At 63.2% G+C, this 26,653-nt stretch carries 23 protein-coding genes; 8 read left to right on the top strand and 15 right to left on the bottom strand.

Features of this window, described 5'->3' with window-relative positions:
* Window positions 1–94: 94 nt before the first annotated feature.
* From IPF36_RS17370 to IPF36_RS17360, 3 genes are all read left to right on the top strand, one after another.
* Window positions 95–292, top strand: coding sequence for a hypothetical protein (locus IPF36_RS17370; protein WP_195429246.1), 198 nt, complete (start codon window positions 95–97; stop codon window positions 290–292).
* A 170-nt stretch (window positions 293–462) separates the two neighbouring features.
* Window positions 463–1,557 (top strand): branched-chain amino acid aminotransferase, encoded by a 1,095-nt coding sequence (locus IPF36_RS17365; RefSeq protein ID WP_133092753.1) that lies wholly within the window; start codon window positions 463–465, stop codon window positions 1,555–1,557.
* 420 nt (window positions 1,558–1,977) lie between these two features.
* Window positions 1,978–2,403: an amino acid-binding protein gene (locus IPF36_RS17360; protein WP_133092754.1), complete on the top strand. Its 426-nt coding sequence runs from the start codon at window positions 1,978–1,980 to the stop codon at window positions 2,401–2,403.
* A 264-nt stretch (window positions 2,404–2,667) separates the two neighbouring features.
* Here IPF36_RS17360 and IPF36_RS17355 read toward each other — a convergent pair whose 3' ends face one another.
* From IPF36_RS17355 to IPF36_RS17335, 5 genes are all read right to left on the bottom strand, one after another.
* On the bottom strand, window positions 2,668–3,015 hold the full coding sequence (locus IPF36_RS17355; protein ID WP_133092755.1) for a YkgJ family cysteine cluster protein: 348 nt from the start codon (window positions 3,013–3,015) through the stop codon (window positions 2,668–2,670).
* 95 nt (window positions 3,016–3,110) lie between these two features.
* Window positions 3,111–3,275 (bottom strand): hypothetical protein, encoded by a 165-nt coding sequence (locus tag IPF36_RS17350; protein WP_165971416.1) that lies wholly within the window; start codon window positions 3,273–3,275, stop codon window positions 3,111–3,113.
* Between the two features lie 78 nt (window positions 3,276–3,353).
* Window positions 3,354–4,514, bottom strand: a complete 1,161-nt coding sequence (locus IPF36_RS17345; RefSeq protein WP_195429244.1) for a DUF1275 domain-containing transporter — start codon at window positions 4,512–4,514, stop codon at window positions 3,354–3,356.
* 40 nt (window positions 4,515–4,554) lie between these two features.
* Window positions 4,555–5,385, bottom strand: a complete 831-nt coding sequence (locus IPF36_RS17340; protein WP_135706931.1) for a fused MFS/spermidine synthase — start codon at window positions 5,383–5,385, stop codon at window positions 4,555–4,557.
* Window positions 5,386–5,398: 13 nt separating this feature from the next.
* A complete protein-coding gene (locus tag IPF36_RS17335) occupies window positions 5,399–5,671 on the bottom strand; it encodes an HPr family phosphocarrier protein (protein WP_135706932.1) in 273 nt (90 codons plus the stop codon).
* Between the two features lie 150 nt (window positions 5,672–5,821).
* Between IPF36_RS17335 and IPF36_RS17330 the strand changes: the two genes are divergently transcribed.
* Window positions 5,822–6,031: a ribbon-helix-helix protein, CopG family gene (locus IPF36_RS17330; RefSeq protein WP_133092759.1), complete on the top strand. Its 210-nt coding sequence runs from the start codon at window positions 5,822–5,824 to the stop codon at window positions 6,029–6,031.
* Between the two features lie 62 nt (window positions 6,032–6,093).
* Here the strand turns inward: IPF36_RS17330 and IPF36_RS17325 are convergent, their stop codons facing one another.
* The 9 genes from IPF36_RS17325 to IPF36_RS17285 form a co-directional block, all read right to left on the bottom strand.
* On the bottom strand, window positions 6,094–6,615 hold the full coding sequence (locus IPF36_RS17325; RefSeq protein ID WP_195429242.1) for an NADH-quinone oxidoreductase subunit B family protein: 522 nt from the start codon (window positions 6,613–6,615) through the stop codon (window positions 6,094–6,096).
* Complete coding sequence (locus IPF36_RS17320; RefSeq protein WP_195429241.1) at window positions 6,615–8,165, bottom strand: NADH-quinone oxidoreductase subunit C; 1,551 nt, start codon at window positions 8,163–8,165, stop codon at window positions 6,615–6,617. The genes IPF36_RS17325 and IPF36_RS17320 overlap by 1 nt, the downstream gene beginning before the upstream one ends.
* A gap of 4 nt (window positions 8,166–8,169) precedes the next feature.
* Entirely contained in the window at window positions 8,170–9,624 is a 1,455-nt protein-coding gene (locus tag IPF36_RS17315) for a hydrogenase 4 subunit F (RefSeq protein WP_133092762.1), read from the bottom strand.
* A 1-nt stretch (window position 9,625) separates the two neighbouring features.
* Entirely contained in the window at window positions 9,626–10,285 is a 660-nt protein-coding gene (locus tag IPF36_RS17310; protein ID WP_133092763.1) for a formate hydrogenlyase, read from the bottom strand.
* 11 nt (window positions 10,286–10,296) lie between these two features.
* Window positions 10,297–11,244, bottom strand: coding sequence for a respiratory chain complex I subunit 1 family protein (locus IPF36_RS17305; protein ID WP_133092764.1), 948 nt, complete (start codon window positions 11,242–11,244; stop codon window positions 10,297–10,299).
* Window positions 11,245–11,251: 7 nt separating this feature from the next.
* Window positions 11,252–13,279, bottom strand: coding sequence for a hydrogenase 4 subunit B (gene hyfB / locus IPF36_RS17300; RefSeq protein WP_195429238.1), 2,028 nt, complete (start codon window positions 13,277–13,279; stop codon window positions 11,252–11,254).
* Window positions 13,280–13,282: 3 nt separating this feature from the next.
* Window positions 13,283–13,558 carry a ribbon-helix-helix protein, CopG family gene (locus IPF36_RS17295; protein WP_133092766.1) on the bottom strand — a complete coding sequence of 92 codons (276 nt, stop codon included), beginning with the start codon at window positions 13,556–13,558 and terminating at the stop codon, window positions 13,283–13,285.
* A gap of 539 nt (window positions 13,559–14,097) precedes the next feature.
* Entirely contained in the window at window positions 14,098–14,706 is a 609-nt protein-coding gene (locus IPF36_RS17290) for a response regulator transcription factor (protein WP_133092986.1), read from the bottom strand.
* Window positions 14,707–15,105: 399 nt separating this feature from the next.
* Window positions 15,106–16,065: a tripartite tricarboxylate transporter substrate binding protein gene (locus tag IPF36_RS17285; protein WP_255519819.1), complete on the bottom strand. Its 960-nt coding sequence runs from the start codon at window positions 16,063–16,065 to the stop codon at window positions 15,106–15,108.
* A gap of 456 nt (window positions 16,066–16,521) precedes the next feature.
* Here IPF36_RS17285 and IPF36_RS17280 point away from each other — a divergent pair, with 456 nt between their 5' ends.
* Entirely contained in the window at window positions 16,522–21,735 is a 5,214-nt protein-coding gene (locus IPF36_RS17280) for an AAA family ATPase (RefSeq protein ID WP_195429236.1), read from the top strand.
* Window positions 21,736–22,045: 310 nt separating this feature from the next.
* Here IPF36_RS17280 and IPF36_RS17275 read toward each other — a convergent pair whose 3' ends face one another.
* The gene (locus tag IPF36_RS17275; protein WP_195429234.1) at window positions 22,046–23,314 is read right to left on the bottom strand and encodes a patatin-like phospholipase family protein; all 1,269 of its coding nucleotides are present in this window, start codon (window positions 23,312–23,314) and stop codon (window positions 22,046–22,048) included.
* Window positions 23,315–24,050: 736 nt separating this feature from the next.
* Between IPF36_RS17275 and IPF36_RS17270 the strand changes: the two genes are divergently transcribed.
* The 3 genes from IPF36_RS17270 to IPF36_RS17260 all read left to right on the top strand — a co-directional run.
* Window positions 24,051–24,737, top strand: a complete 687-nt coding sequence (locus IPF36_RS17270; RefSeq protein WP_133092770.1) for a hydrolase — start codon at window positions 24,051–24,053, stop codon at window positions 24,735–24,737.
* Window positions 24,738–24,974: 237 nt separating this feature from the next.
* Window positions 24,975–25,841 (top strand): alpha/beta fold hydrolase, encoded by an 867-nt coding sequence (locus IPF36_RS17265; RefSeq protein WP_133092987.1) that lies wholly within the window; start codon window positions 24,975–24,977, stop codon window positions 25,839–25,841.
* A gap of 81 nt (window positions 25,842–25,922) precedes the next feature.
* Window positions 25,923–26,653: amidohydrolase family protein (locus tag IPF36_RS17260; RefSeq protein WP_218959615.1), on the top strand; the 731-nt coding region annotated here is incomplete at its 3' end.

The following is a 26,653-nucleotide window of genomic DNA, read 5'->3' as shown; positions in this document are numbered from 1 at the left end:
AGATACCAGATGTTGGAATTCTTGAATTTACGATGGCGCGAGCGCTTCCTAGACTCCTCCGGACAAAAGAAGCATCCGGAGACAGACATGGTGAATGCCAAACTACCCGCGCAACCTGCCCGAGGCCCTGGCGAACGCCAGCCTGGGCGACAAGTATCCCCTCGAGAAAGGCTGTGTCTACCTGAGCGGCGCCCAAACGCTGGTTCGCCTGCCCGTGCTGCGTAGGACGCGGCAGCGGCGGATGGCGTTGCTGGCCCAATATCGCAGTAACGCGCAGAGGGCTGCGGCCTGACCCGGCCCGCAGCAGATTAGAATCGGGCGCGTCCGGCCTGCCCGTGATGGGGCGCGCGACGGCGCACCGCGTTTTGGCGAGTAGCTCTCCACCCTTGTAAGACACCCGCCCCGGTGACAATATCGCGTCGGCCAGGGCCATATGGCCCAACATCCTTGGAACACTGAAAAATGAGCACGGAAAATCAATTGCAATTCGTTGTAGAGCCTCACCCCCAACCCACCCCCGCCGATGAGATCGCAGCCAGGTTGGAAAACCCGACCTTCGGACGCGTTTTCACAGATCACATGGTCACGATCCGTTGGACCGACGGTCGCGGCTGGCATGACGCCAAGGTCGAAGCACGCCGTCCTTTCCAAATCGATCCCGCCTGCGCAGTACTGCACTACGCGCAGGAAATCTTCGAGGGCATGAAGGCATACCGTGGCGAGGACGGCAAGATCTCCCTGTTCCGACCAGAGGAGAACGCAAGGCGTTTTCGCGCCTCCGCTGCCCGCATGTCGATGGCCGACCTGCCCGAGGCCACATTCCTGCAAGCCGTGGAAGCGCTCGTCGATATTGACCGCGCCTGGATTCCGGGAAGCGAGGGGAGCCTCTACCTGCGCCCGTTCATGTTCGCCTCGGAGAGTTTTCTCGGTGTGCGCGCGGCGGCCGAGTATATATTCTGCGTGATCGCGTGCCCGGTCGGCCCGTATTTCAAGGCCGGCAAGTCGGCGGTGACCGTATGGGTTTCGGATCAATACACCCGCGCGGCCCCTGGCGGCACCGGCGCGGCCAAGTGCGGCGGCAATTACGCGGCCAGCCTGATCGCGCAGACCGATGCCTCGGCCAAAGGCTGCGACCAGGTGGTGTTCCTTGATGCTGCGGAGCACCGCTGGATCGAGGAGCTCGGGGGCATGAATGTGTTTTTCGTGATGGATGACGGCTCCCTGCGCACGCCCCCGTTGACAGGGACAATCCTGCCGGGCGTTACCCGCGCTTCGATCATCGAACTGGCCGGGCACGAGGGTATTCCGGTCAACGAAACACCATATGACTTCGAGTCGTGGCGCACGGATGCAGCCAGTGGCCGGGTTAAGGAAACCTTCGCCTGCGGCACGGCCGCGGTCGTCACCGCCATCGGGCAGGTGCGCCACGCTGGTGGAGAATTCACGATCGGCAATGGTGGGGAAGGCGAAGTCACGCAACGCCTCCGTTCGTTGCTGACCGGCATCCAGCGCGGCAGGATCGCCGACCCGTTCGGATGGGTCCATCACGTCGATTGAGAACGGCGTGTCTGACATCAGCGGCATGCACGGAATCGGAAGCCAGTCCGCGCCGCGTTGATTCGGTTTGACGTCTATCCCCGCCCGCCTTGGCGGTCCGGTCAATTCCAACAAATACCGGGGCCGGTGCGCGACCTGCGTGCCGGCAAGCCCACCGCGAAGGGTGTTGTTGGTACGCCTGCCCACCAAGGAAACGCTAACTTATTGATTTATCGAACCTTCTGCTCAGGCGCTTCGACGGAGCATCTTTATCTTTACTACACTTCACGTTTACCGCTAACGCCAGGCACGTTCGCCGTTCGCCCGCAAGACGACGGCTTCTCGCTGAGCACCCATCCAATGGACGGTGCGCCACGGCTGGATGAGCCGATACGGGGAGCGGCCTCTCGCGCCGAACGGGTGGAGCAAGGAGAAACGACGATGGAACTGCTCGTGGAACAAGTGGAAGTTTGGGCGGCGAGCATACCGGACAAGCCGGGTGGCCTAGCCGGGGTCCTGACGACCTTGCGCGATGTGGGGGCCGATCTGCAATTCATCATTGCCCGGCGCAGTCCGGACAGGCCTGGCGAAAGCGTCGTGTTTGTCACACCATTGCAGGGAGAGCGCGAAATGGTGGCGGCGGCCATCGCCGGATTCAATCTCACGCAAAAGCAGCATTGCGTGCGCGTCATGGGCCAGAATATACCGGGCCTTGCCGCTGCCTTGACCGAGGACCTTGCCGAAGCGAGGATCAACCTCCGTGGTTTTTCAGCGGCGGTAATCGGTACGCAATTTGTCGCCTACGTGGCCGTCGACTCGCTGGCGGAGGCGGACCTGGCAGCGGACGTCCTCAAAGCCGTTGTCTGAAGGAGCTCGCATGACGCGCTCGCGATAGGTATCGAGCCGCGTCGCGTGCTCCGGTTTGCTTGATGTGCGCAATGCCACGGGGTCAATCGGCGAATGCACTCCACGCGACGGACCAGACTCCCGCCCGATGTCGTCCAGCGCCTGATTGGTCTCGAGCCTAGATACCGCCGGCATTGCTGGCCGCCAGGGTTGGCTCTGCTGCGCAAGGCGGCCTTACGATAGCGAATTGCCTGCGTCCTGTTGTTACCGCCGGTGCCTCTTGCCTCATACCAGCACGTGGCGTGTCTCTACAAAGAAGCGCTGAATTTCTTCTTCAATATCCGGATCGATCATTCTTTCCGGCCGATTTCCGTTCGGGCAGGCAAGCCTTGGGGTCGTGCCAAACAAGCGGCAAATCAACGGGCGCTCCGAATACACGCTACACCCCTTGGTATCCAGATGGGGGCAATTTAGGTTTGCCAGCGCAGTTTCGTGCTCGGCATCGCTCTTAACGGGAAGCCTCGACATCTCTTCGGTTGAGGTGGTCACCGGCCCACAACAGTCATGACATCCAGGGGTGCACTCGAAGGTGGGAATTCGTGAGCGAAGAAATCTGATCTTTTGACTATTCATTGGTGCAGGTATCAGACAGTCGGTCGGGAGCGAGCCGAGGCTGCGGAAGGCTGCGCGCTACGTGCGACCCAACTGAGCGCCGCAATCGAGTTCAACTACCGTTCCCCCGGCTGTAATCCGAGGAATTCCGACGCCTCTTGCATAGCGCTCTCGGCCAGCTCACGAGCTTCCTCGCCTCCGCCGGGGGACATCAGGCCGACCAGCGCTGCGTAGAGCAAGTGGATCAGATCCACGGCACGGTGATACTGTTCGTCGCTCATGTCTTACTCTCTACGAAGCCATTGAGCCGTGTCATCAGCTCAGGTTTGCGCAACTTTGCGCCTGATCGGGCCGTCGTTTCAGGTGCTTCCCCGCCCGGGCAGATGTTGCACGAGCCAGATCATTACCGACACCGCGGCAATGGCCCAGAGGATCACGATCACCAGCGCCGCAACGTGGCTGACGGGGCGATTTGCGGCCTCTGCGGCGGCTACGCGATGCTGGCGCATTACTTCCGCAGGAATCCATCGTATTGCCAGCAACAAGCCGAGCGGTACCAGCACCACGTCGTCCAGACAGCCGAGCACTGGAATGAAATCCGGAATCAGGTCAATGGGCGACAAGGCATAGGCTGCGACCAGCAAGGCTAGCGCTTTCGCATACCAAGGCGTGCGGGGATCGTGCGCGGCCAGCCACACCGCGTGCACATCTTCCTTGACTGCCCGAGCCCAACGCCGGGAACGTGCGGCCAAATGAGGCAGAAGGTCCCGGCGCCACAAGTGCAGGCGCACATCGTCGAGCACCGGAACCGCCGCGAGGGCGAGCAGCAAGGTTGCCAGGACAAGCGTGGCGCTGAACCCGACGTGCTTGAACCCCAAGGCGCCAATGACGCCGCCGGCAAAGAATAAGGCGACCAGGGTGATAAGTACCTGTAGCTTGTGCCGATTGGCGAGCACCAGTGGCTTGCTCGAATCGGCTCTGGACAGGTTGCAATAGAACAGCTTGCCCAGTTCGATACCGATGTCGGTGACCATGCCGGTCACGTGCGTGGTGCGGATCTCGGCGTTCGACAGCTTGGTGATCATGGCATTTTGCAAGCCCATGATGAAACAGAGCACCATGACCGTTGCTGGTACAAACAACCATTCGTGGTGCTCGAGATTGCTGCCAAGCAGGCCAAAACACACCAACAGCGCAGCTTCCAACATGAGCGGCAATGCGTATTCGCTATGCAGCCGCTCGCGCCGAGCCCAGTTTATCAGCACCGCCGAGCAGGCGGCACCCGCCAAAAACGACAGCATGGCCCCCAGGCCGTCCAGCATCAGCCAGAAACTGCCAAGCGCCAGGTTGTCGGCCATGGCGGACACGATCCCCGACATGTGAGAGGTGTACTGCTGCACGGCCAGGAAGCCTCCCGCGTTGGTCGCTCCGGCAACGAAGGCCAGGTAGCAGGCGAGTTGCCGATTGATCCCGGGATTGCGCTCCTTCCCGGTGAGCTTACGCAGGTACAGGATTGGCATGGTCGCGTCGGTAAGGTGGTGTGCGCGCGGGGGGGCGGTGTCAATACCGAGTCTGCGACCTTCCGAGCTTAGGCCAGAAGGCGCGATCCGACGCAAGCCGCTCGCCGTGCTTCAGGCGGCGAGCGGCCGCGGTCAGGTTCAGCGAATGCGCCGTTTCCAGGATGCGCGCACGCGCCGTCAGCGCGTTCAGGGAGGGCAGCTTGTGCGCACCTTTCCAGGCAAACAGCGTGTAGTTACAACTGTCTTCGGAAAGGGAAAGCGATATCGACTGACCAAACGAGGCGCTGACTTCCTCCAGGTAGAGCGGAATATCGGGATCGCTTTCGAGAAAATTCGCAACCAGCACCCCGGTATCGGTCAAGCGTGCATGACAGTCGGCATAGAAGTCCGCGGTGCCAAGCTGCACCGGCATGCCGTCGGCCAGGAAGCCATCCACCAGGATGACGTCCGGTCGCGCATTCCGGTTCGAGACATATTCGGCGCCATCCGCGCAAACTACCTCGAGTCGCTCGTCATCCGGCGGGATGTGGAACTGGTCGCGCAGGGCAATGACCGCCGGATTGATCTCAATGGCCACAATCCTGGTATTGGGTAGGTGCCGGTAGCAATATTTGGCCAGTGAACCGCCCCCCAGGCCGATCATCGAGATTCTGGCGGGCGTTGGGTGCAACAGCAGGAATCCCATCATGGTCCGGGTATAACCCAGCACGAGCCTGTCGGGATCCTTGCGCGACATGAAGCTTTGGGTGGCCAGCGCGTCGAAATGCAGCGACAGGGCGTGCTGGGTTTCCAACACCTGGGGCGTACCGTCGTTGGCCGCCTCGGCCAGGAATTTCAGATAAGCCTCGAACGAGGAGCGGTCGGCGTGCATCTGTCGGTTTCCATTAGCGAGACTTGGGGAGCGCCTCGCCCCTCAACAATGCCGCGATAGTGACGACAGCGGCGGCCTCGTCCACGCCGTCCGCCTGGATGCCCAGGTGTGTCCCCACTTGGGCGGACAGGCGCATGACCTCCATAACGTTCTTGGCGTTTGCGATCCAGGGGCCGCTGGTGAGCAGGATCTTGCACTCAAACTGATTGGCCGTGAAAGCCAACCGTGCAGAATTCCGTCCTTGAAATCCGTTGCCGGCAGTTACTTCTATCGTCACTTCTACCACTGCGCCCTCATCAGAAAAAGGTGCCCTCAAGACTCGTTCGCGCGGGACCGCGCCCCTGCCAGCCTGCACACCGTGCCGATGGCATGCCGGCGCATCCAGGAGATGTATATAATGATAATGGCATTATAATACGATGACATTGTTAGACGCATGGAATCCAAGACCGCCCGCCTGACCGTATTGATCGATCCGGAGAAAAAAAAGGCCTTTGAGGCACTCTGCGCCGCCCAGGACCAGACGCCATCCCAAGTCGTTCGCCAGATGATTCGCGACTATTTGCAGCGGTACGAGGTGGACTACGCCACCCGGCCGACGCTCGGCGCGCCGAGGTCAGTGGCGAAGGAAGTGGGTGATGCGTAGCAGGACGGGAGCCGGCCGGTGCCCACGCTCAAGTGCGCACCGCTGATGCCAGGGCCGGATCGCTAGCGCCGTGTGGCACCGGCCTGCCGAACGGCGCTTAGTATTCCGCGCAGGATCTCTATTGGCGGCGGCGGACAGCCCGGCACGGCTACGTCGACCGGGATCACGTTGGCGACACGGCCGCAGCTCGCATAGCTCTCGCCGAAGATCCCGCCGGTACAACCGCAGTCGCCTACCGCCACCACCAGTTTCGGCTCCGGGGTTGCCGCGTAGGTGCGCAGCAGCGCCTCCTCCATATGACGCGAGACGGGCCCGGTCACCAGCAGCATGTCGGCGTGGCGCGGGCTGGCGACGAACTTGATGCCCAGGCCTTCGATGTTGTAGTAAGGATTACCGAGCGCGTGGATCTCCAGCTCGCAGCCATTGCACGAGCCTGCGTCGACCTGCCGGATCGTCAGCGCCTGGCCGAGAATGTCGAGCAGTTCCCGGTGGATGCGCTGGATAGAGGCAGCCTCCCCCGCGCCGGGCGGCGCAGGCTCAGTGACGATGCCGGTGTGGACGATTTGCTTGAGGATTTGCCACATCAGAGGTCGTGCCCCGCATAACTGAGGTTGAAGGATTTGTTGATCAGCGGAAAGTCCGGCACGATGTTGCCGATGATGGCGTGCTCAAGCACCGGCCAGTTCTGCCACGACGGGTCGTGGCAATGACAGCGGAGGATGCGGCCGTCATCGGCAAGTTCGAGCGCGACGAGGACTTCGCCGCGCCAGCCCTCCACCCATCCCGCCCCAATGGCGGCACCGGCGGGCGCTTGTAGCGCAAGTCGCGTGGCCCCATCCGGCAAGCCTGCACAGATGGCACGGATCAGTCGCAGCGACTCCAGCACCTCATCGAATCGCACCGCGACACGGGCGGCGACATCGCCGCCGCGGTGTCCGGCCATTTTTACGGCAAGGCTATCGTAGGGCGGCCAGGCATGGTCGCAGCGCAGGTCCGCCGCTCGGCCGCTGGCACGTCCGGCCAGCCCCGTCAGCCCAAGCTGGGCGGCAAGCTGTGGCGTGACGCGGCCCGCCCCAAGAAAGCGGTCCTGCAGGCCCGCATGTTCGTCGTACACTGCGCGCAGCACGCGCACTTCCCGCTCAATGTGGTTGCACTGCTGCCGCAAGCGCTCAAGCATGGCTGGCGTCAAGTCCTGCGCTACGCCGCCCGGTACCACGGCGTCCATCATCAGCCGGTGGCCGAAAGCCTCTCCGGACAGCCGCTGCCAGTCTTCGCGCAAGCGCGAGAATTGCGCCAAGCCGAAGGCCAGCCCCGCGTCGTTGCCCAGCGCCCCCAGGTCACCCAGGTGATTGGCCATGCGCTCACGCTCGAGCATCAGGGCACGCAGCCAGTTTGCGCGCGGCGGGGGCGCACAGTCCCAGGCAGACTCGAGCGCCATGCAATAGCCCCAGGCGTAGGCCACGGTGGAGTCGCCCGAGACCCGGCCGGCCAGACGGTAGCCCTCCAGCGGCGGCAGTTCGGTGAACCGCCGCTCGATGCCCTTGTGCGTGTAGCCCAGGTGTTCTTCCAGCCGCAGGACCTTTTCTCCGACCACGGAAAAGCGGAAGTGGCCGGGTTCGATGATGCCGGCATGCACCGGGCCGACCGCGATCTCGTGCACCCCGTCGCCCTCTACACGCACGAAAGGATAGTCGGCCGGCAGTTCGCCGGCCGTGGCCGCACTCAGCTGCGCGCCGTTTTGCAGCGGTCGCGGCCCTGGCGACCACAGGCCGTGGTCCAGCCAGGGCCGGGCGTCGTGGCTGCCGTGCACGGCGATACCCGCCAGGTCGGTCATGGCACGCTGCATTCGGCCTGCGCACGGGAATGCACTGGTCAGATCCGGCACGGTGGGCGCGACACCATCAAGCCGCAATTCGAGCCATATCAGTCCCCGCGGCATGGCATACGCCACGCATGCGGCCAACGTACCGCCGATGGCGCTGCGGTCGGCGCCCCACAGTCCAACAAGGCGCCCACCCGCATCCGCCACCGCGCGGGCCGTGGCAGACCAGTCGTCTTGCCCGACCTGGCCGTGCCAGACCGGCAGCGGCGCAGGCAGCCGCGCCAGGTCAAGGCTGAGATCTGACAGTGTCATCGGTCTAGCTCCCCAGCATTGCGGCTGCCTGCCGGTACCAGGTGTCGAGATAGGGCGGAATATAGAGGCCCAGCATCAGCCCCAGGGCGAGGTGCGCGAACACTGGGATCAGCGCTGGCGGATGCGCCAGCGGCTTGAGCGTGGTGTCACCGAACACCATCGGTTGTACCCGGCTGAACACCGCGGCGAATGCCAATCCGAGCGCAATCAGCAGGAAGGGCGTGGCCCACGGCTGCTCGCGCATGGCGGTCGTGACGATCAGGAACTCGCTGGCGAAGACCCCAAACGGCGGCATGCCCAGGATGGCGAGTGCGCCTACCATCAGGCCCCAGCCGACGGTGGGGCTGACACGGATCAGCCCGCGGATGTCGTCCATGATTTGCGTGCCCGCTTTCTGCGCGGCGTGGCCCACAGCGAAGAAGATTGCGGACTTGACCAGCGAATGCACCGTCATGTGCAGCAGGCCGGCGTAGCTGGCGATCGGCCCGCCCATGCCGAAGGCGAAGGTCATCATGCCCATGTGCTCGATGGACGAATATGCAAACATGCGTTTGATGTCGCGCTGCCGGATCAGGAAGAAGACCGCCGCGACCACCGATACCAGGCCGAACCCCATCATCAGGCGGCCGGTGAGATGGTTGCCCAGTGCCGCATCGGTCAGCACCTTGCAGCGCAGCACGGCATAGAGCGCCACATTGAGCAGCAGGCCGGAGAGCACGGCGGACACCGGGGTCGGGCCCTCGGCGTGGGCATCGGGCAGCCAGTTATGCAGCGGGACCAGGCCGACCTTGGTGCCATAGCCGATAAACAGGAAGGCGAATGCCAGCGTGATGATGTTGGGATCGAGCTGGCGCTTGACCGCGTCCAGATTGGTCCACAGCAACGCGCCCCCCTCCGCGCCGATGACTTTCTCGGCGGCCATGTAGAGCAGCACCGTGCCAAACAGCGCCTGGGCAATCCCCACCCCGCACAGGATGAAGTACTTCCATGCCGCTTCGAGGCTGGCGGCGGTGCGGTAGACGCTGACCAGCAGCACCGTGGTCAGCGTGGCGGCCTCCATCGCAACCCATACGATGCCCATATTGTTGGTCGTCAGCGCCAGCAGCATGGTAAAGGTGAAGAGCTGGTACATGCTGTGGTACAGGCGCAACCGCGGCGGCGTCATCTTGCCGTGGTCGTGCTCCACCCGCATGTACGGCCGCGAGAAGATCGAGGTCGTCAGGCCCACGAACGCAGTCAGCGCAACGAGAAAGACGTTCAGGGGATCGATGTAGAACTCCCGGCCCCATGCCAGCATGGGGCCATCGGCGACGATCCGCACTGTAAGCATGCAGGCGGCGAGGAATGTGCCCAGGCTGAAGGCGACATTGATGTCGCGTGCGCGTTCGCGATGGCCCGTCAGCGCGAGCACCAGCCCGCCGGCGAGCGGCATTGCAAGCAACAGGGCCAGCGCAATCAACTCAATCCTCCTTCAGCTTTTCAAGGTGACGGATGTCCAGGCTGTCGAACTGCTCGCGGATCTGGAACATGAACACGCCCAGGATCAGAACGCCGATCAGTACATCCAGCGCGATGCCCAGCTCGACCACCATCGGCATGCCGTATGTCGCGGCGGTGGCTGCAAAGAAGAGGCCGTTCTCCATCGCCAGGAAGCCAATGACCTGCGGCACCGCCTTGGAGCGCGTGATCATCATCAGGAAGGACAACAGCACGCATGCCAGCGCAATGCCCAGCGTGCCGCTGGCTAGCTTCAGCGACAGCCGCGCGATTGGCATGGTGAGATTGAAGGCGAAGATCACCACCAGGATGCCGATCAGCATGGTGGTGGGAATGTTGATCAGCGTCTCGACGTCCCAGCGGATCTGGAGACGATCGATAACGCGGTGCAGCAGATAGGGGATGAGCAACACCTTGAGTACCAGGGTCAGGCCGGCCGACAGGTAAAGGTGCGGCTGGCCCGTCACGTAGCCAACGACGGCGGTGGCTAATGCCAGGGTCGCACCCTGCAGCGTAAACAAGTGGATCAGCGACAGGATCCGTCGCTGCGAGATCATGGCGAAGGCGAGGATCAGCAGCACCGCGCCGAGCAGGTTGACGAACTGGGTGAGGAGCGCAGTCATTAGCTTGTTTGTCAGTGAGCCAACAGCAAGTGGACCAGCATGCCGATCACCGCCAGCAGAAACGCAGTGGCCAGGAACTCCGGCACGCGGAAGATGCGCATCTTGGCGCTCACCGTCTCCAGCGCCGCGAGCAGGATTCCACCCACGATGAGCTTGAACAGCAGCACGGGCAGCGCCAGCAGCATGGCCAAGGGGGCTTGCGCTTCAGCGATTCCCCACGGAAAGAACAGCGCCAGGCCGATGCAGGAATAGGCAAACAGCTTCAGGCTTGCCGCCCACTCGAGGAGCGCCAGATGCCGGCCCGAGTATTCCAGGATCAGCGCCTCGTGGATCATTGTCAGCTCGAGGTGGGTGGCGGGGTTGTCGACCGGTACACGGGCGTTCTCCGCCAGCGATACCATGGTGAACGCAACGCCGGCAAACGCCAGTCCGGGGTAGATGGCCAGGTCGCGGTGAGCAATCGTCTCGACAATGGTGGTGAGCGAGGTCGACTTGGAGACCAGCGAGGCGGAGAACAGCACCATCAGCAGCGCCGGTTCCGCCAGGAAGCCGATCAGCATCTCTCGCCGCGCACCCAAGGTTCCGAAGGCAGTGCCGACGTCCATCGCCGCCAGCGAGATGAAGACCCGCGCCAGCGCGAACAGCCCGACCAGGGCGATCGCGTCGGCGGCCGGCGCGAGTGGCAAGTCGGTGGACACGGTCGGGACGATCGAGCAGGCCAGCGCCATGCATCCGAACACCACATAAGGCGTGGCGCGAAACAGAGGCGACGCATTGTCCGCGACCACCGATTCCTTGTTGAACAGCTTGTGCAGCATTCGATATGGCTGCCAGACGCTGGGCGCCGATTTGTTCTGCAGCCAGGCCCGCCACTGATTGACCCAGCCGGTCAGCAAGGGCGCCAGCGTGATCGAGATCACGATCTCGAGTAGCTGTGACAGGGTCCCGGTCAGGTTCATGCAACCCTCATCGCATCACGGCCAGCAGCGTGGCGGCCAGGGTCAGGAAGCTGTACAGCAGGTAAGCCGAAATCCGTCCCTGCTGCATCCGGCCGATCAGGCGGGCCAGATACGATGCCAGATCGATCACGGGGACATACAGCCAGCGCCAGAAATGGTCCGCAACCGTGACCCGGTAGCGCGGCTGTTCGTCGAATGGCGTCGGCAGGTCACGACGCATCAGGAAAAACGGCTCGAAGATCTGGCGGATCGGCTGACCAAACCCCTCGGCAGTGTCCTGCATGCGCGCGGTGCTCCATGGAAAGCCGCAGGCCCAGGGCGGACTGCGGCGAAGCCGACCGTGGTAGAAGCGGCGCACCAGCAGATAGGCAAGCGCAAAACTGGCCAGAATACCTAACAGGAAAATGACCGGCCCATAGCTGGCCTGAGCCAGGCCGTTAGGCGCCAGCAGCCAGCCGCCGCCGGCCGCGGCCCGGGCGCCGAGTCCGCTCGCCACTAACTGCTGCGTCACCGGATCGATCAGCTGGACGAATTGGGTCGGGAGCAGGCCCAGCGCTATGCAACCCAGCGCCAGCCACAGCATGCCCGCGCGCTCCCCGCGCCCGGCGTCGTGCGCGTGGGCCAACTTGGGCTCACGCGGCTGACCGAGGAAGATCACGCCGAAGAACTTGACCATGGTGTAGCCGGCAAGGGCCGCCACCAGCGCGATCAGCGCGGCGACGACTGGGATCAGCATGGTCAGTATCGGCTCTGGGAGGCCAGGCGTGAACAGGAAGCTTTGCAGCAGCAGCCACTCCGAGACGAAGCCACCGAGCGGGGGCAGCCCCGCGCTGGCCAGCACGCCCAGCAGCGTCAGCCAGCCCACCCATGGCATATAGCGAATCAATCCGCCCAGCTTGCCAAGGCTTCTCTCGGCGGTAGCATGCAGCACGCTCCCGGTTCCCAAAAAGAGCAGGCTCTTGAAGAAGGCATGGCTGGCGACATGGTAGAGCGCGGCAGTCAGGGCCAGCGCGGCCATTGGCTTCATGCCGTAGGCCGAAAACAGCAGTGTCAGGCCCATGGCAACAAAGAGCAGGCCCATGTTCTCGATCGACGAATAGGCCAGCAGCCGCTTCATGTCGGTCTGTACCGCGGCGAAAACCACGCCGAACAGCGCGGTGGCCAATCCAACGGCCAGCAGCACTACGCCCCACCACCATAGACGCATCTGCAACAAGTCGAAGGACACCCGCAACAGGCCGTAGATCGCAGTGTTGAGCATGACACCGCTCATCATTGCCGACACCGGCGACGGCGCTGCCGGATGCGCCTCCGGCAGCCAGACGTGCAGCGGCAGGATGCCCGCCTTGGCGCCGAATCCAAACAGGGCGAGCAGGAAACCGACGGAGGCCCAGAACGGCGTCAGCGCCTGGGCGCGCATGTTGGCAAACGTATAGTCGCCGGTGTTGGCCTGTAGCACGCCAAAGCACAGCAGGATAGCGATCGCTCCGATGCGCGCCATCGTGATGTAGAGATGGCCGGCGGCGCGCACTTCGGCGATCCGGTGGTTGGCCGTCACCAGGAAGAACGATGACAGCGCCATGGTTTCCCACATCACCATGAATGAGTAGGCGTCGTCTGCCAGGATCACCACGGCCATGCTGGCGAGGAACAGGTGGTACTCAAGGCAGAGCAGGCCCGGCGGCGTGCCTTCCCCCTTGCGGAAGTAGCCAGCCGCAAACGTCGAGATGCCGGCCGCCGCTCCCCCCATGACCATCAGGAAGTAGGCGGACAGGCTGTCGAGCCGGACGTGGAACGGCAGTGCGGGCAGGCCAATGGGCAGCACGGCGACCTCGGGCGTGCCGAACACAGCGTGGAGCGCCAAGCCGAACAGCGCCAACCCTAGCAGCCCCCCGATGGGGAATAGCAGGTGGGATACCAGGTCAAACCGATGCAGCGCCAGGACCCCTGCCACGCCGACAAGCAGCCAGGCCCCAACCACAACAAGCATCCAGTCGAGATGGAGCCATTGCGTGAGTGGGGGCACGCTGCTCATGGATCAGGCTCCGCGGCGGGCCGCACGGCGCTTGGCAGGAGGTTTCGCAACGCGCCGCGACGGCGCGCCAACCGGTGACTTCTCTTTGCCCATGGCTTCCGCTTTATCCGTGTCCACGCCGCTGAGGACGTAATCGACGCCATGCTGGGCGAGGTAGTCGCGGATAAAACGCCGTATCACCTGCGAGGCGGTCAGATCCTGCTGTGCGCAAAGGCGCTCGAAGGCAGCCTTCTTGTTGGGATCGATGAGCAGCGTAAGCCGAGCGGTCTTTTGCTCCATGGGAGCCTCAAGATGGCAATACGATGATTACATGATTCACATCATAGATGATGGCCATGCGAATCCAAAGGACTTCGCAGTCGAGCCGCGCTCTCCCGCGTGGCGCCGGCGTCAGCAGAATGCGCACAGGCTTGCCGACCGCAGCATGCGACAAGTTGTAAACATTTCGTAGACCCAACCGATTGGGGTCTGCACCGAGCTTCGGATAGCGGTCGAGCAGTTGGGAGAAAGCGCCTGCGGTACCTCGACTGCTCAGCTCGGTCCACGCGACGGCAGGCCATACTGCGAGATCGCGTGTCTGTAGTTCGGACTAATGCGAATTGACTGATTAATTATTTTTAGAGTGTCGATAAAAATGTCAATTCATTTTCCGCCACCTTTATTCGACATGGGTTCCAGCCGGATACCTCGGTGACAAGTTTATTTTCCGCCACGGTTGTGGTCCAGTCCCAATCAGCCTTGCGGGGCCGTGTTTCAGTTCACCCTGCCGCCTCAGGACTGAATGCCTCTCCCCGACACCGGGGAAAGGCAGCAGGAACTTAAAGCGGCGGCTCGCATATTCCCAGTCGCTGCGCCATCAACACAAGCTCGGCAAACGTGTGCGCCTTCATCTTGCGCATGGCCTGGCCGCGATGAATCTTCACGGTGATCTCGCTGATACCAAGCTCGCCAGCGATTTGCTTGTTCAGCCGACCGGCAACAACCAGACACATGACCTCGGCCTCACGTGGTGTGAGGCCCTGATAGTTGGCTCGCAATTCATCAAGCTTGCGCATGCCACGGCGGCGCTGTTCATCCTTTTCCAAGGCTGCCGTCACGGCATCGAGCAGGTCCTGTTCGCGGAATGGCTTCGCCAGGAAATCCTCCGCGCCAGCCTTCATGGCAGCCACGGTCATGGGGATGTCGCCGTATCCGGTCATAAAAATGATCGGGACCGGGATGCCTATTTGCGACAACCGGGTCTGCAGGTCCAGGCCGCTCTGCCCGCGCAGCCTGACATCAAGCAACAGGCAGGTAGGCGCATCCGGAAACGCAAACGCGAGAAGTTCGGCAGCGGATGCGAACAGTGCGACACGCATGCCGACGGATCGGAAGAGATTCTCCAACGCGCCGCGAAGCGCTGCGTCGTCATCAACGATTAACACCATCGCTTCATCACTCGCGCTGTCCGCTGCTATGAAGCTGTTGATTGTCACGGTCTATCTCCAGTGCATCCATCGGTGCGGGTGCGCGAGCCTTCAGCCTGAGCCATGGGCTTCGCAAAACATTTTGTTACATCACGCTATGGGGTCGTCGGCTACTTATACCATGGGGTTAGTTCGAATCCGCAACCCACTGCCGTCATTCGGGTCGCGGCGATGGCAACGGCCGCACTCAAAACTTCAGCGGTCACTCATGCTGGTCATCGAACGGTGATCGGCCTATAGGCGCATCCCGTCCAGAACAATGGGCTTTGTCATAGTCGACAGGGCCGCGTGGCTAGGTGTCGGTTCAGCGTGAACCGAAGGAAACGGTATTCCTTGGTCCGCCGCTGGCGGGAACTTCTTTTACCGTCGAACATTGCCCGCGACGCCGGCATTTCCACCCTCTACCTCGTCCGCAACGAGATTGCGGTCAGCGACCAGCCTGCTCCAACGCGCAAGCTCCTGTTGAATAAACGCCTGGAAATCTGAGGGGCCCGCGTGCACGACTTTGAAACCGTAACCCGAGAGTACCTCGCTCTTCGACAACTCGGAAAGGACCTGCTTCACCGCTAGATCAAGTTTCTCGATTCTCTCCTTCGCGGTCCCCTTGGGGGCCAGAACGCCATACCAGCCGGTGACCAACATGTTTGGCAAGCCGGCCTCGGCAAAGGTGGGGGTCTCGGGCGCTATCGATAGACGCGCGTCGTTCGCAACCGCCAGCGCCCGTAACTTCCCGGACTTGATGTGTCTGAGGCTATCGGCGCCAGCGAAGACTGCGTCCACATCACCGCTGATCGCTGCCATGACCGCCTGGACGCCGCCGTGGTACGGAACATGTGTCACGCGAATCGAGGCAGATTGCGAGAGCAACTCTATGGCGAGATGGCTCGTATTTCCGTATCCAGACGATGCCACGGTAACCGGATGGGACCTCGCCCGGACGACAAGGTCGGATACAGACGTGATTCTGGAAGTGGCTCCCACATAGAGAACCAACGGTTGCTTTGCTATGAGAGAGACTGGTTGGAAGTCGCTAACGGGGTCATAGCCCGCCGACTTACTCACGAGTGGCCCGATCGCGTAGGCAGCGAGGGCGAGCACCAGCGTATAGCCATCGTTCTTAGCGCGCTGTATGTGCCGCAAGGCGATCTGTCCGCCTGCACCGGGCTTGTATTGAAGCACCACAGGCGCTCCCAGGGCCTTTTGCAGGCCGTCGCTGAGTGGGCGCGCCAAAAGATCCGCCGGCCCCCCCGGAGGATAAGGTACGACGATGGTGACTGGTTGATCCGGGTAAGCTGCCCACGCTGGCTGAACGGAAGTCATCGTTCCTCCCAGCAACAGCCATGCGCCAAGCACAGTCGCGCTTCGCACAATGGGCGCACGCTTCGTCCTGGCTCGCTCCATCGTCCATGTGGAGGTGCGTTCTACGATCGCGAGGGCTTCGAGTCGCATAATTTCCGCGAGTGTTTGCACAATCAAAAGAGCTAAGCAATTTTGCGAGATGATTCTAGCGGTCGGATCATACGCGGAGAAGTCGACTTGCTACACCCTGCCTTTGCCAGTCGGATTCGTGACAGCAAAAGCCTGCCAGGTTTCCAGGGCGTTGGACCAGTAGACGTATTTAAGTACTTACCGCACGGCCCGCCGAAGGCTGCCCAATCAGTCATCAACAACCATCGACTATGTGTTGACGGGGGCGATTTGATAAGATGTAGCCTCCCGGCTGCGCCTGCAAGCAAGCCGTTTTTTGCACATTTGTTCCCGATAACGGTGCTTTCCATGTTTTTCCCGCAGGCGGGCGTACGCTCAGGCTTTGATTCCACATGGGAGGCAGGCGACCGGCTGTTTGGCCGCGGCTGGCTGATGCAGGACGATGGTCGCAAGGTGCCCGTGCTCGGTGTCTGGCCTGCCGACAAGCATTGCACGCCGGCCGCGCTTGACCGGCTTGCTCACGAATATGCGCTTCGTGACGACCTCGATGCAACTTGGGCCGCCCGCCCGTCAAGTCTGTTGTGCGAGCGCGATGCGGCAGTGCTTCTGCTGGACGATCCGGGAGGCGAGCCACTCGCCCACCTGGTGGGTGGGCCGATTGACCCGGCGACGTTTCTCGACATTGCCGTGGCCGTGACCAAGGCGGTCAGTCATCTCCATCAGCGCGGTCTGGTCCACAAGGATTTGAAGCCTGCCCATGTCCTTGTGGCTCCGGACCGGCGCCAGGTGTGGTTGCTGGGCTTCGGCATCGCGTCGCGGGTGCAGCGTAGCGCCCAACCGCGTGCGGAAATTAGTGAGATCTCCGGCACGCTGGCCTATATGTCGCCAGAACAGACAGGCCGGATGAATCGCGCCATCGACGCGCGAAGCGACCTGTACGCACTAGGCGTGATCTTCTACCAGCTGCTTACTGGTGTGCTGCCCTTCGTCGCCAGCGACCCGCTGGACTGGGTCCATGCACACCTGGCGCGCAAGCCGTGCCCGCCGGCAGAGCGCAACCCGGCCGTGCCTGCGATGCTGTCGGCGCTTGTCATGAAGCTCCTGGCGAAAGCTCCAGAGGAGCGTTATCAGACAGCCGCAGGGCTGGTGCGGGACCTGCAGCACTGCCGCCGGGCATTGTTGGCGCATGGGCAGATTGCAGCGTTCGCGCTGGGGCAACACGACCTCTCGGGCGCCTGGGAAATACCCGACCGCCTCTATGGCCGCGAGCAAGCCATGGCGACGCTGCTGGCAGCTTACGAGCGCGTGGCATGCACGGGACGCAGCGAGATGGTGACGGTCTCCGGCCATTCTGGCGTAGGCAAGACGTCGCTGATGCGGATGTTTGGTCGCGCGGTTGCCGGGCGCGGCGGGATCCATGCCGCCGGCAATTCCGATGCGCCGGGTGACGTAGCGATCGACGCGCCTGTCGATGCGGGCATACGGCTGCCCTATGCAGCGCTCGCCCGAGCAGTCAGCGGCCTGTTGCGGATCGGACTGGCAGATCACGCGGCCGACATGGCACCCTGGCGCACTGTCATCGCGGAGGCGCTGGGGCCGAACGCCGGTGCGCTTGCGCCATTGCTGCCAGAACTGCAGACGCTGCTTGGTCCGGTACCGTGGATGCGCGACACGCCCTCGCGCGAAACGGGGCCCCAAGTGCAGCTCGCGCTGCGCAACCTCGTGGCCGCCCTTGCGAGCACCGCGCGACCGCTGACGCTGTGCCTCGACGACATCCAGTGGCTCGACGACGAAAGCGTCACGCTGCTGCACCAGATGCTCACTGAGCCGGGCACAGCAGACCTGCTGGTGGTCTGCGCCTATCGCAGTCACGAGGTCGGGGACGGCCAGGGCGTGATGCAATGCGTCGATGCGTTACGCGCGGATGGTGCCGCAGTGACCCAGGTCGAGCTGGGCTGCCTCGACGAATCTAACCTGCGGCAGCTCGTCGCCGACGCGCTCCATTGCGATACCGAAACGGCTGCCGCGCTCGCGCGACTGGTGATGGAGAAGACGGCCGGCAACGCGTTTTTCGCCACGCAGTTCATCAGTGAACTATCCGACGAGGGGCTGCTGCACTTCGACCACGGCTCGGCAAGCTGGACCTGGGATCTCGGCCAGATCGCAGCCAAGGCGCTGACCGACAACGTGGTATCGCTGATGGTTGGACGGATCGACCGGCTGGCGGCCAGCACCCAATCCGCACTGGCCCTGCTCGCCTGCCTTGGCAACGACACCACAGTCGACACCTTGGCGCGCGGTTGGACCGGCGACACCGATGAACTAGAGCCCGCGGTCCGGGAGGCCGTGCGGGCGGGGCTGGTTTCGTGCAGGGAGAACGTGCTGCGCTTCTCCCACGATCGCATCCTCGAAGCGGCCTATTCGCGCATCGCCGAGCCGACGCGGCAGGCGTTCCATTTACGTGTTGGCCGACTGCTGCTGGAGCGCACGCCGTCCGACGAGGTTGACGCGAGCATCTTTACCATCGTCGGACAGTTGAACCGCGCGACCGGCAACATCGAGGCACAGGGAGAGCGCGACAGGCTCGCGGAACTAAACCTGGCCGCTGCCCTGCGTGCCAAGTCCGCATGCGCCAACACCGCGGCGCTGCGCTATCTGTCGATCGGGCTTGCACTGCTGGGCGATCACGGCTTTTCCCGGCAAGAGCCCCTTGCCTTCGCATTGACACTGCACATGGCCGAATGCGAGTTTCTCACCGGGGACTCGGCACGCGCCGAGCATCGATTGGAGGCACTGGCCGCGCGCACCTCGTCGATCACCGCGCTGGCAGTGCTGACGCAGCTCCAGCTTGGCTTGCTGATGACCGGCGGGCGCCGTGCTGAAGCGGTCACGGTAGGCCTTGCTTACCTGCAGCGTGCAGGGGTCGAATGGGCATCGCATCCCAATGCAACGGCGTTGGCGCACGAGGAGACGCTGTTTGCCCGTCAACTCGGCGGCCGCGAGATCGCCGAACTGGCCTCGCTGCCCCCGATGACGGATGCTGGCGCGCTCGCCACGATGCGCGTGCTGATTGCCCTCGTGCAGCCGGCCTGGTACACCGACGAGCATTTGCGCAGGCTTGTGCTGCTGCGCATGGTCAACCTGAGCGTGTCGCATGGCAACAGCGACGAGTCTGCTCTGGCCTATGCATGGGTGGCAATGCTGCGTGTGGCCGCGTCAACCGATGAGCCGGCCGGCGGCGCATTCGAGCGTCTGTCGATAGACGTTGCGGAACGGCGGGGCATTGATCGGATACGTGCACGCGTTTATCAAGTCGTCGGTGGGAATCTTCTGCATTGGTCCAAGCCGCTGCGGGTCGCGCGCGGCCTGCTACAACAGGCATTGGAGTTGACACAGCAAATCGGCGACCTCACCTATGCCGCGTACATCCGTAGCAACCTGATGACGCATGCGCTGGCAATCGGCGATCCGCTCGGCAGTGTTCAGCGCGAGGCCGACTCGGGCAGCGTGTTCGCATGGGGGCCGCGATTCACGCTGGTAGCAGACCGCCTTGCGCCCCAGCGCCAGCTCGTACGTACGCTGCGCGGATTGACGCCGGTCTTCGGCCGCTTCGACGCCAAGGATTTCAGCGAAACCTCGTTCGAAGCCCGGTTGCGCGGCGACGTGGGCCTGCTTCTGGTGTCATGCTGGTACTGGATACGCAAGCTTCAGGCACGCTACCTGGCTGGTGCCGCCGCAGAGGCGTTGGATGCGGCAGCTCAGGCGCATCCGCTTCTGTGGACCTCGCCAGCCTATTTCGAGCAGGCCGAATACCATTTTTACGCCGCGCTGGCACGCGCGGCGTGCTGCAATCCGGCCGTCGAAGGCGAACTGGCAGCGCACCTTCCCGCCCTGGCCGGGCACCATTGGCAGTTGGCACAATGGGCACGACGCTGTCCGGCGACGTTTGCGCACCGGGCCACGCTGGTCCAGGCGGAGATCGCGCGGCTCGAACGACGCGACATCGACGCGATGCGCGGGTACGAGTCGGCTATCGCCCTGGCACGCGAGAGCGACCTCATCCACATGCAGGCCCTGGCAAACGAGCTGGCGGCGCGCTTTTATCTGGATCGTCAACTTGATAACGTGGCGATGGTGTACTTGCGTCAGGCGCGTCACGGCTACATGCGTTGGGGTGCAGACGCCAAGGTCTGGCAGCTCGACATGCAATATCCCGCTCTGGCAGCCGAAGCGGGAGCCGCCCTTGCCTCAACGTCGTCGATGGGCACGATTGGCGCGCCGCTCCAGCATCTGGACCTGGCCACGGTCATCGCGATCTCGGAGGCGATTTCAGGCGAGACCGGGTTGGAGCGGCTGCTGGCGACGCTGATCCGGACAGCGATCGAGCAGGCCGGCGCGACGCGCGGGCTGCTCATCTTGCCCGAAGGCGCTGAACATCGCGTGCAAGCCGAGGCTGCCGTTCGTGATGAAACGGTCATGGTGACATTGTCCGTGCGCCCGCTCGACGCGGCCGATATGCCGATGGCGATGATCGAGCACGTGCTGGATTCCCGCGAACACGTCGTCATAAACGATGGCTGCGCCAACGGAGCCTTTTCCGCTGACCCTTTTGTTAGCCAACGCCGGGCACGTTCTATGCTGTGCCTGCCGCTGCTAAATCAAGGCCGGCTGGCCGGAGTGCTTTATCTTGAAAACGCACTTGCGCCAGGCGTGTTCGTTCCGGCACGGATCGAAGTGATCAAGCTGCTGGCGTTCCAGGCGGCCAGTGCCATTGAGAACAGCCGGCTTTCCGAGCATCGCCGACGCGCAGATGAATCCCTGCGCCAGGCGCAGGCGGAGTTGGCTCACGCAAGCCGTGTCATGACACTTAATGCGTTGACAGCGTCAATCGCCCATGAGGTGAGCCAGCCCATTGCGGCATTGACCATCGAGGCGCGCGCCGCGCTACGGTGGCTCGATCGCAAGCAACCGGACGTCGGGCAGGCGGTCGCAGCGTTGGGTGCCATTGTCGAACAAGGGGAACGTGCTGGCAGCGTTATTGCGGGCATGCGTTCGATGCTGCGCAAGACCGGGCCTCAAGCGCAGCGGATCAATCTCAACGAGATGATCGCCGAGACGCTGCCGCTCTTTGCCGGCGAACTGGAGCGCACCCAAGTCATCCTGAAAACCGAACTCCTGCCTTCGCTGCCGCTGGTGTATGCCGATAAGATCCAGCTCCAGCAAGTGTTGCTGAACCTCGTGATCAATGCCGTTGAGGCAATGCGCGAGATCCTCGAGCATTCACGCGAGCTCATTGTACGCACCGCGGTCAGTCCGGCGCGTGAGGTAGTGGTCACGGTCCACGACGTCGGTGTCGGCCTGCCTGGCGATACGGAGCAGGTTTTCCAGCCCTTCTACACGACCAAAGCCGAAGGTTTGGGCATGGGCCTGTCGATCTGTCGCTCGATCCTCGAGGCGCATGGCGGGCGCCTGCACGCCTGGCCGAACCGGCCGAGGGGCGCGGTATTCGGGTTCGTTTTAAAGGCCGCCAAAACTGCGCCCGAAGAGAGTTGCGGAGTTTAGTCTTCCTAAAGAAATGCCAATCCGGCCACTCGCTTTGAACCTTTCAGACTTCGCCTCTTGCATCAAGGCGTGTGAGGCGGCGCTCGACGCGCAGAAGGGCTTCATCAAGCCCTCACCGCAGCGGGCTACCACGCTAGCGGGGTTTCGTCCCCTGGCCATCCGGTGCCATCGGGCCGGCACGCAAGCCAAGTTCGCCGGGACCCTGATGACTCAATTCGCCAGGCCCGCTCAACCCCAGGCGCCTTGGAGTCGAGATCGGCCGTGCGGATCGTGTCTCCGCTAGAGCGCCGCGGGCCGCGGGACTGCGTGACTATCGCACCGCAGTGGATTCGCGCTCGAACTCGCGGATCACCGGGTTGCCAAGAATGGCATCCCTCCCCGCCTCGATCAGGCGATCGACGTCCACCTCGGGCAGACGAAGTCTGGTCGGTATATCGTTCAGACTTGTGGCACGCTCCTTGTCAAGGGCTTCAAACGAGATCCGCGTGACGAAGAATTCGACTTCGTTGCACCGCCAGCCTGGGCGGTATGCAGCGATCTCCTGCTGCCGAGAATGTGGCATGCCACACCGATACGCCACGAGGTCGTCGCGCCACTGCTGCATCATGGGAACGAAGGCGTCATAGCTCATTCGGACGTTGGTCGCCATTGCCGCGTCGATGGCCGCGCTTGCGACTTCGATTCCGGATGGGCCACCCTGGCTTCGGTTCCAATCGCCGCGCGGGCCCTGGCCGGCGTCAACAACGATGAAAAGCAGCCGCCGCACATTGACCGCGTCGTTCTCGCTCATGGGACCGTAAGCCGTGCCCAGCAGCAGGCGCGTTTGCAAAATGGTGGCCAAGCCGTAGTTGTCGGTCACCCCGCCGTCGACCAGCTTGATGTACTTTCCCTTCGACGTGTCCCGGTGACCGCGAACGGCGGTTGCCAACGCGCCCAGCAGCAGCGATCGCCCAGGCCTCTGGGCGTGGTCAAGGTTCGGCAGCGGTGCACTACAAGCCTCGGGATATTTATGAAGGACGATCGGTGCGAAGAAGAGCGGGACCGCCATGGACGCGGCGACGGCCTCGGAAACGGGAAAGCTCGCGAGATCACTGCATAGCGCATCGAATGCCAACTGGCTGAACGGGAACGCGACCCGGTAGTAGACATTGGTGGCGTTGATCCAGACGATTGGCTTGCCGCGGCGGAACATGTCTGCGTACGTCGCGCCCTTGAACACGTCTTCGTCGAGCCATGTCCGGAGATCTTCCCGATCGTTGAGGCCCCCCGCGAAGAGGCGCGCAAGGTTGACCGGATTCAGGAGACTGAAGCGAAGTCCCGCCTCTCCGTCCTTCAAGAGCACTGATCGAAAGGTCGCCAGGCTGGCCTTGCCGTGCAGGCCGTAGTACGCAGCGGTGATGGAGCCTCCGGACACGCTGCTAATGAATGCGACATTGTCGAGCAAGGACGCGCCCCCAGGACCTCTCATGGCGTCGAGCCCCTGCAGCGCGCCGAAGGCGAAGGCTGCGGCTCGCGTGCCACCGCCGGAGAACGACATGGCGACGGTTGTCTGGCCGGCGACGTCGGTGGGTTCGCGCATGGCCGCGGTTGCGCTGCCAGCCGCGGCCTGAGGCAGATTGCGCGGAGCATTGTGAGGAAGCGACCCGCAGGCACTGAGTCCCACAAGTAGAAGCAGCATCAGAGTGCGGTAGGCCGTGCCGCAGGCGTGTCGCTCTCTTCCCGCCCCACCCATTCGCCAAGGCAGGCTGCTCTTGCGGCCAAGAGGGTGGTCATGTCGAAACTTCCACATTGGACTAGCTCAGGTACGTGCTCGGCGTGGTGGCGGCCCGCAGGTCCAGTCCACTCTGCCCGCGGCAGCCGGACATCGAGCAGAAGGCAAGTGGCCGCGTAGGTCCCCACTCACGCCAAACTGGCATGATCCCGCAAAACATTTCATCACATTGCCGGGATCCTGAACACTTATACCATGGTGTTAGTTCGGCGTGGCTCTCGGAGCCAGCTCCAGTCGGTCAGTTTGCAGGCGACCGCAGATCAGAAGTCGCACGCAGCCCCTGTCTCCCCACGCCGCAAGGGCCGGTGAAGCCAGCCCTGCTTGCAATAGCACGGCGTGGCAGCGCCGCGATGAAACCTAGGCAGCGGACGACTAATACGATCTGCCAATGGCCACGGCCGACAGCGCCGACTATTCTTGCCTCGGGTTGCGATCCGGATACAAACGCCAGTCGCGGCCCTTATGCCTGGCCGCCCCGACGCGGCTCTGTCGCGGCGGCTGGTGCCGTGGCAGCCCTACTCTCGCCCCCAACAGGAGCAACACAATGTCCAATCCCAAGCTTGAAGTCCTCACCCCGCAGAACAGCCAGCTGATCATCATCGACCACCAACCGCAAATGGCGTTCGGCGTCCAGTCGATGGACCGCCAGGCGATGAAGAACAATGTCGTCGGCCTGGCCAAGGCGGCCAAGATCTTCAGTATCCCGACGACGATCACCACCGTCGAGAGCGAGTCGTTCTCCGGTTTCACCTATCCGGAACTGCTCGACGTGTTCCCGGACCAGAAGACGCTGGAGCGTACCTCGATGAACTCGTGGGACGACCAGAAGGTGCGCGACGCGCTCAAGGCCAACGGCCGCAACAAGGTGATCGTGGCCGGCCTGTGGACCGAAGTCTGCAACACCACCTTCGCGCTGTGCGCCATGCTGGAAGGCAACTATGAGATCTACATGGTGGCTGATGCTTCGGGCGGCACCAGCAAGGAAGCGCACGACTACGCGATGCAGCGTATGGTGCAGGCCGGCGCTGTGCCGGTGACCTGGCAGCAGGTGCTGCTGGAATGGCAGCGTGACTGGGCCCACCGTGATACTTATGACGCCGTGATGAAGCTGGTCAAGGAGCATTCCGGTGCCTACGGCATGGGCGTCGACTACGCCTACACGATGGTCCATAAGGCCGCCCAGCGCACGGCCACGGGACACGAATCCATCGCCCCGGTGCCCGCACGCTAACCAGCCGGTCAAGAACACGATAGTCATCGGCCTACACATTTGCGTGCATGGGCCGATGCAACCAGCGATCTCATTCATCCAGGATTCCGAGCCAACTTTGGGCTAACCCTAATCATGCAAATAGAACACTCCGAGGAACGAAGCCACAACATCGATGCATCGCGGCGGCAACTGCTGGTAGGCAGCACTGTTGGCGCCGCGGCCGCATCGGTCGCGTCGCTTGCCGCACTGACGCCAATGGCCGCGGAAGCCGCGCCGGCCAGCGGCAGCGCCACGAAGCAGGGCCACTACGTCACGACCAAAGACGGCACCCGCATCTTCTACAAGGACTGGGGCACGGGCAGCCCGGTGGTGTTCTCGCACGGCTGGCCGCTCAATGCCGACGCCTGGGACGCCCAGATGCTCTTTCTGGTCCAGAAGGGATTCCGGGTGATCGCCCATGACCGGCGCGGCCATGGCCGTTCGGACCAGCCCGCGCAGGGCAACAACATGGACACCTACGCCGACGACCTGGCCGCGCTGCTGGACGCCCTCGACATCAAGGGCGCAACGCTGGTCGGCCACTCCACCGGCGGCGGCGAAGTGGCGCACTACATCGGCCGTCATGGGACGAAGCGCGTCGCCAAGGCGGTGCTGATTGGCGCGGTGCCGCCTATCATGCTCAAGACCGCGGCCAATCCGAACGGCCTGCCGATGGAAGTGTTCGACGGCATCCGCAAGGGCGTGGCGGAAAACCGCTCGCAGTTCTACAGGGACCTGACCACGCCGTTCTTCGGCTTCAACCGGCCCGGCGCCAAGGTTTCGCAAGGCACCATCGATGCGTTCTGGGCACAAGGCATGACCGGCGGCCTCCTGGGCCAGTACGCCTGCATCAAGGAATTCTCGGAAGTGGATTACACCGGAGACCTGAAGAAGATCACCGTGCCGACGCTGATCCTGCATGGTGACGACGACCAGATCGTGCCCATCGACAATTCGGCCCGACTGTCGGCCAAGATCGTCAAGAACGCCACGCTCAAGGTATATCCGGGTGCATCGCACGGCATGTGCGTGACCAACGCCGACCAGGTCAATGCCGACCTGCTGGCCTTCCTGAACGCATAAGCCGAGATGTCCATTACCCGTCGGCACTTCATCGCCTCCGCTGCCGCCCTCGGTGCGGCAGCCTCGTCGGAACTATTCGCCATGTCACCGAACCCGACTCCCGACCTCATTCTCGTCAACGGCAAGTTCGCCACGCTCGACCGTGCCAATCCGCAGGCCGACGCCGTGGCCATCCAGGACGGCCGCTTCGTCGGGGTGGGTACGCGCCAGGACATCATGAAGCTGGCGGGAACGCAAACCAGGGTGATCGACCTGAACGGCCGGCGGGCCATTCCCGGGCTGATTGACAGCCACATGCACATTATCCGCGGCGGCCTGAACTACAACATGGAGCTGCGCTGGGACGGCGTGCGTTCGCTGGCCGATGCCATGCGCATGCTCAGGGACCAGGTCGCGCGCACGCCGGCACCGCAATGGGTGCGCGTGGTCGGCGGCTTCACCGAGCACCAGTTCGCCGAGAAGCGGCTGCCGACCATCGACGAACTGAACGCGGCGGCACCCGATACCCCGGTATTCATCCTGCACCTGTACGATCGCGCCATCCTCAACGGCGCGGCGCTGCGCGCGGTCGGCTACACGAAGGACACGCCCAACCCGCCGGGTGGCGAGATCGTGCGCGACGCGCGCGGTAATCCCACGGGCCTGCTGCTGGCCAAGCCGAACGCCACCATCCTGTACGCGACGCTGGCCAAGGGCCCCAAGCTGCCGCCCGAATACCAGAAGAACTCGACGCGCCATTTCATGCGCGAGGTTAACCGGCTGGGCGTGACCGGCGTGATCGATGCGGGCGGCGGGTACCAGAACTACCCCGA

This window comes from Cupriavidus sp. IK-TO18 (assembly GCF_015549295.1).
Lineage (GTDB): Bacteria > Pseudomonadota > Gammaproteobacteria > Burkholderiales > Burkholderiaceae > Cupriavidus > Cupriavidus oxalaticus_A.
The sequence above is the reverse complement of the archived record's forward strand: the minus strand, read 5'-3'. Positions and strand labels throughout refer to the sequence as shown.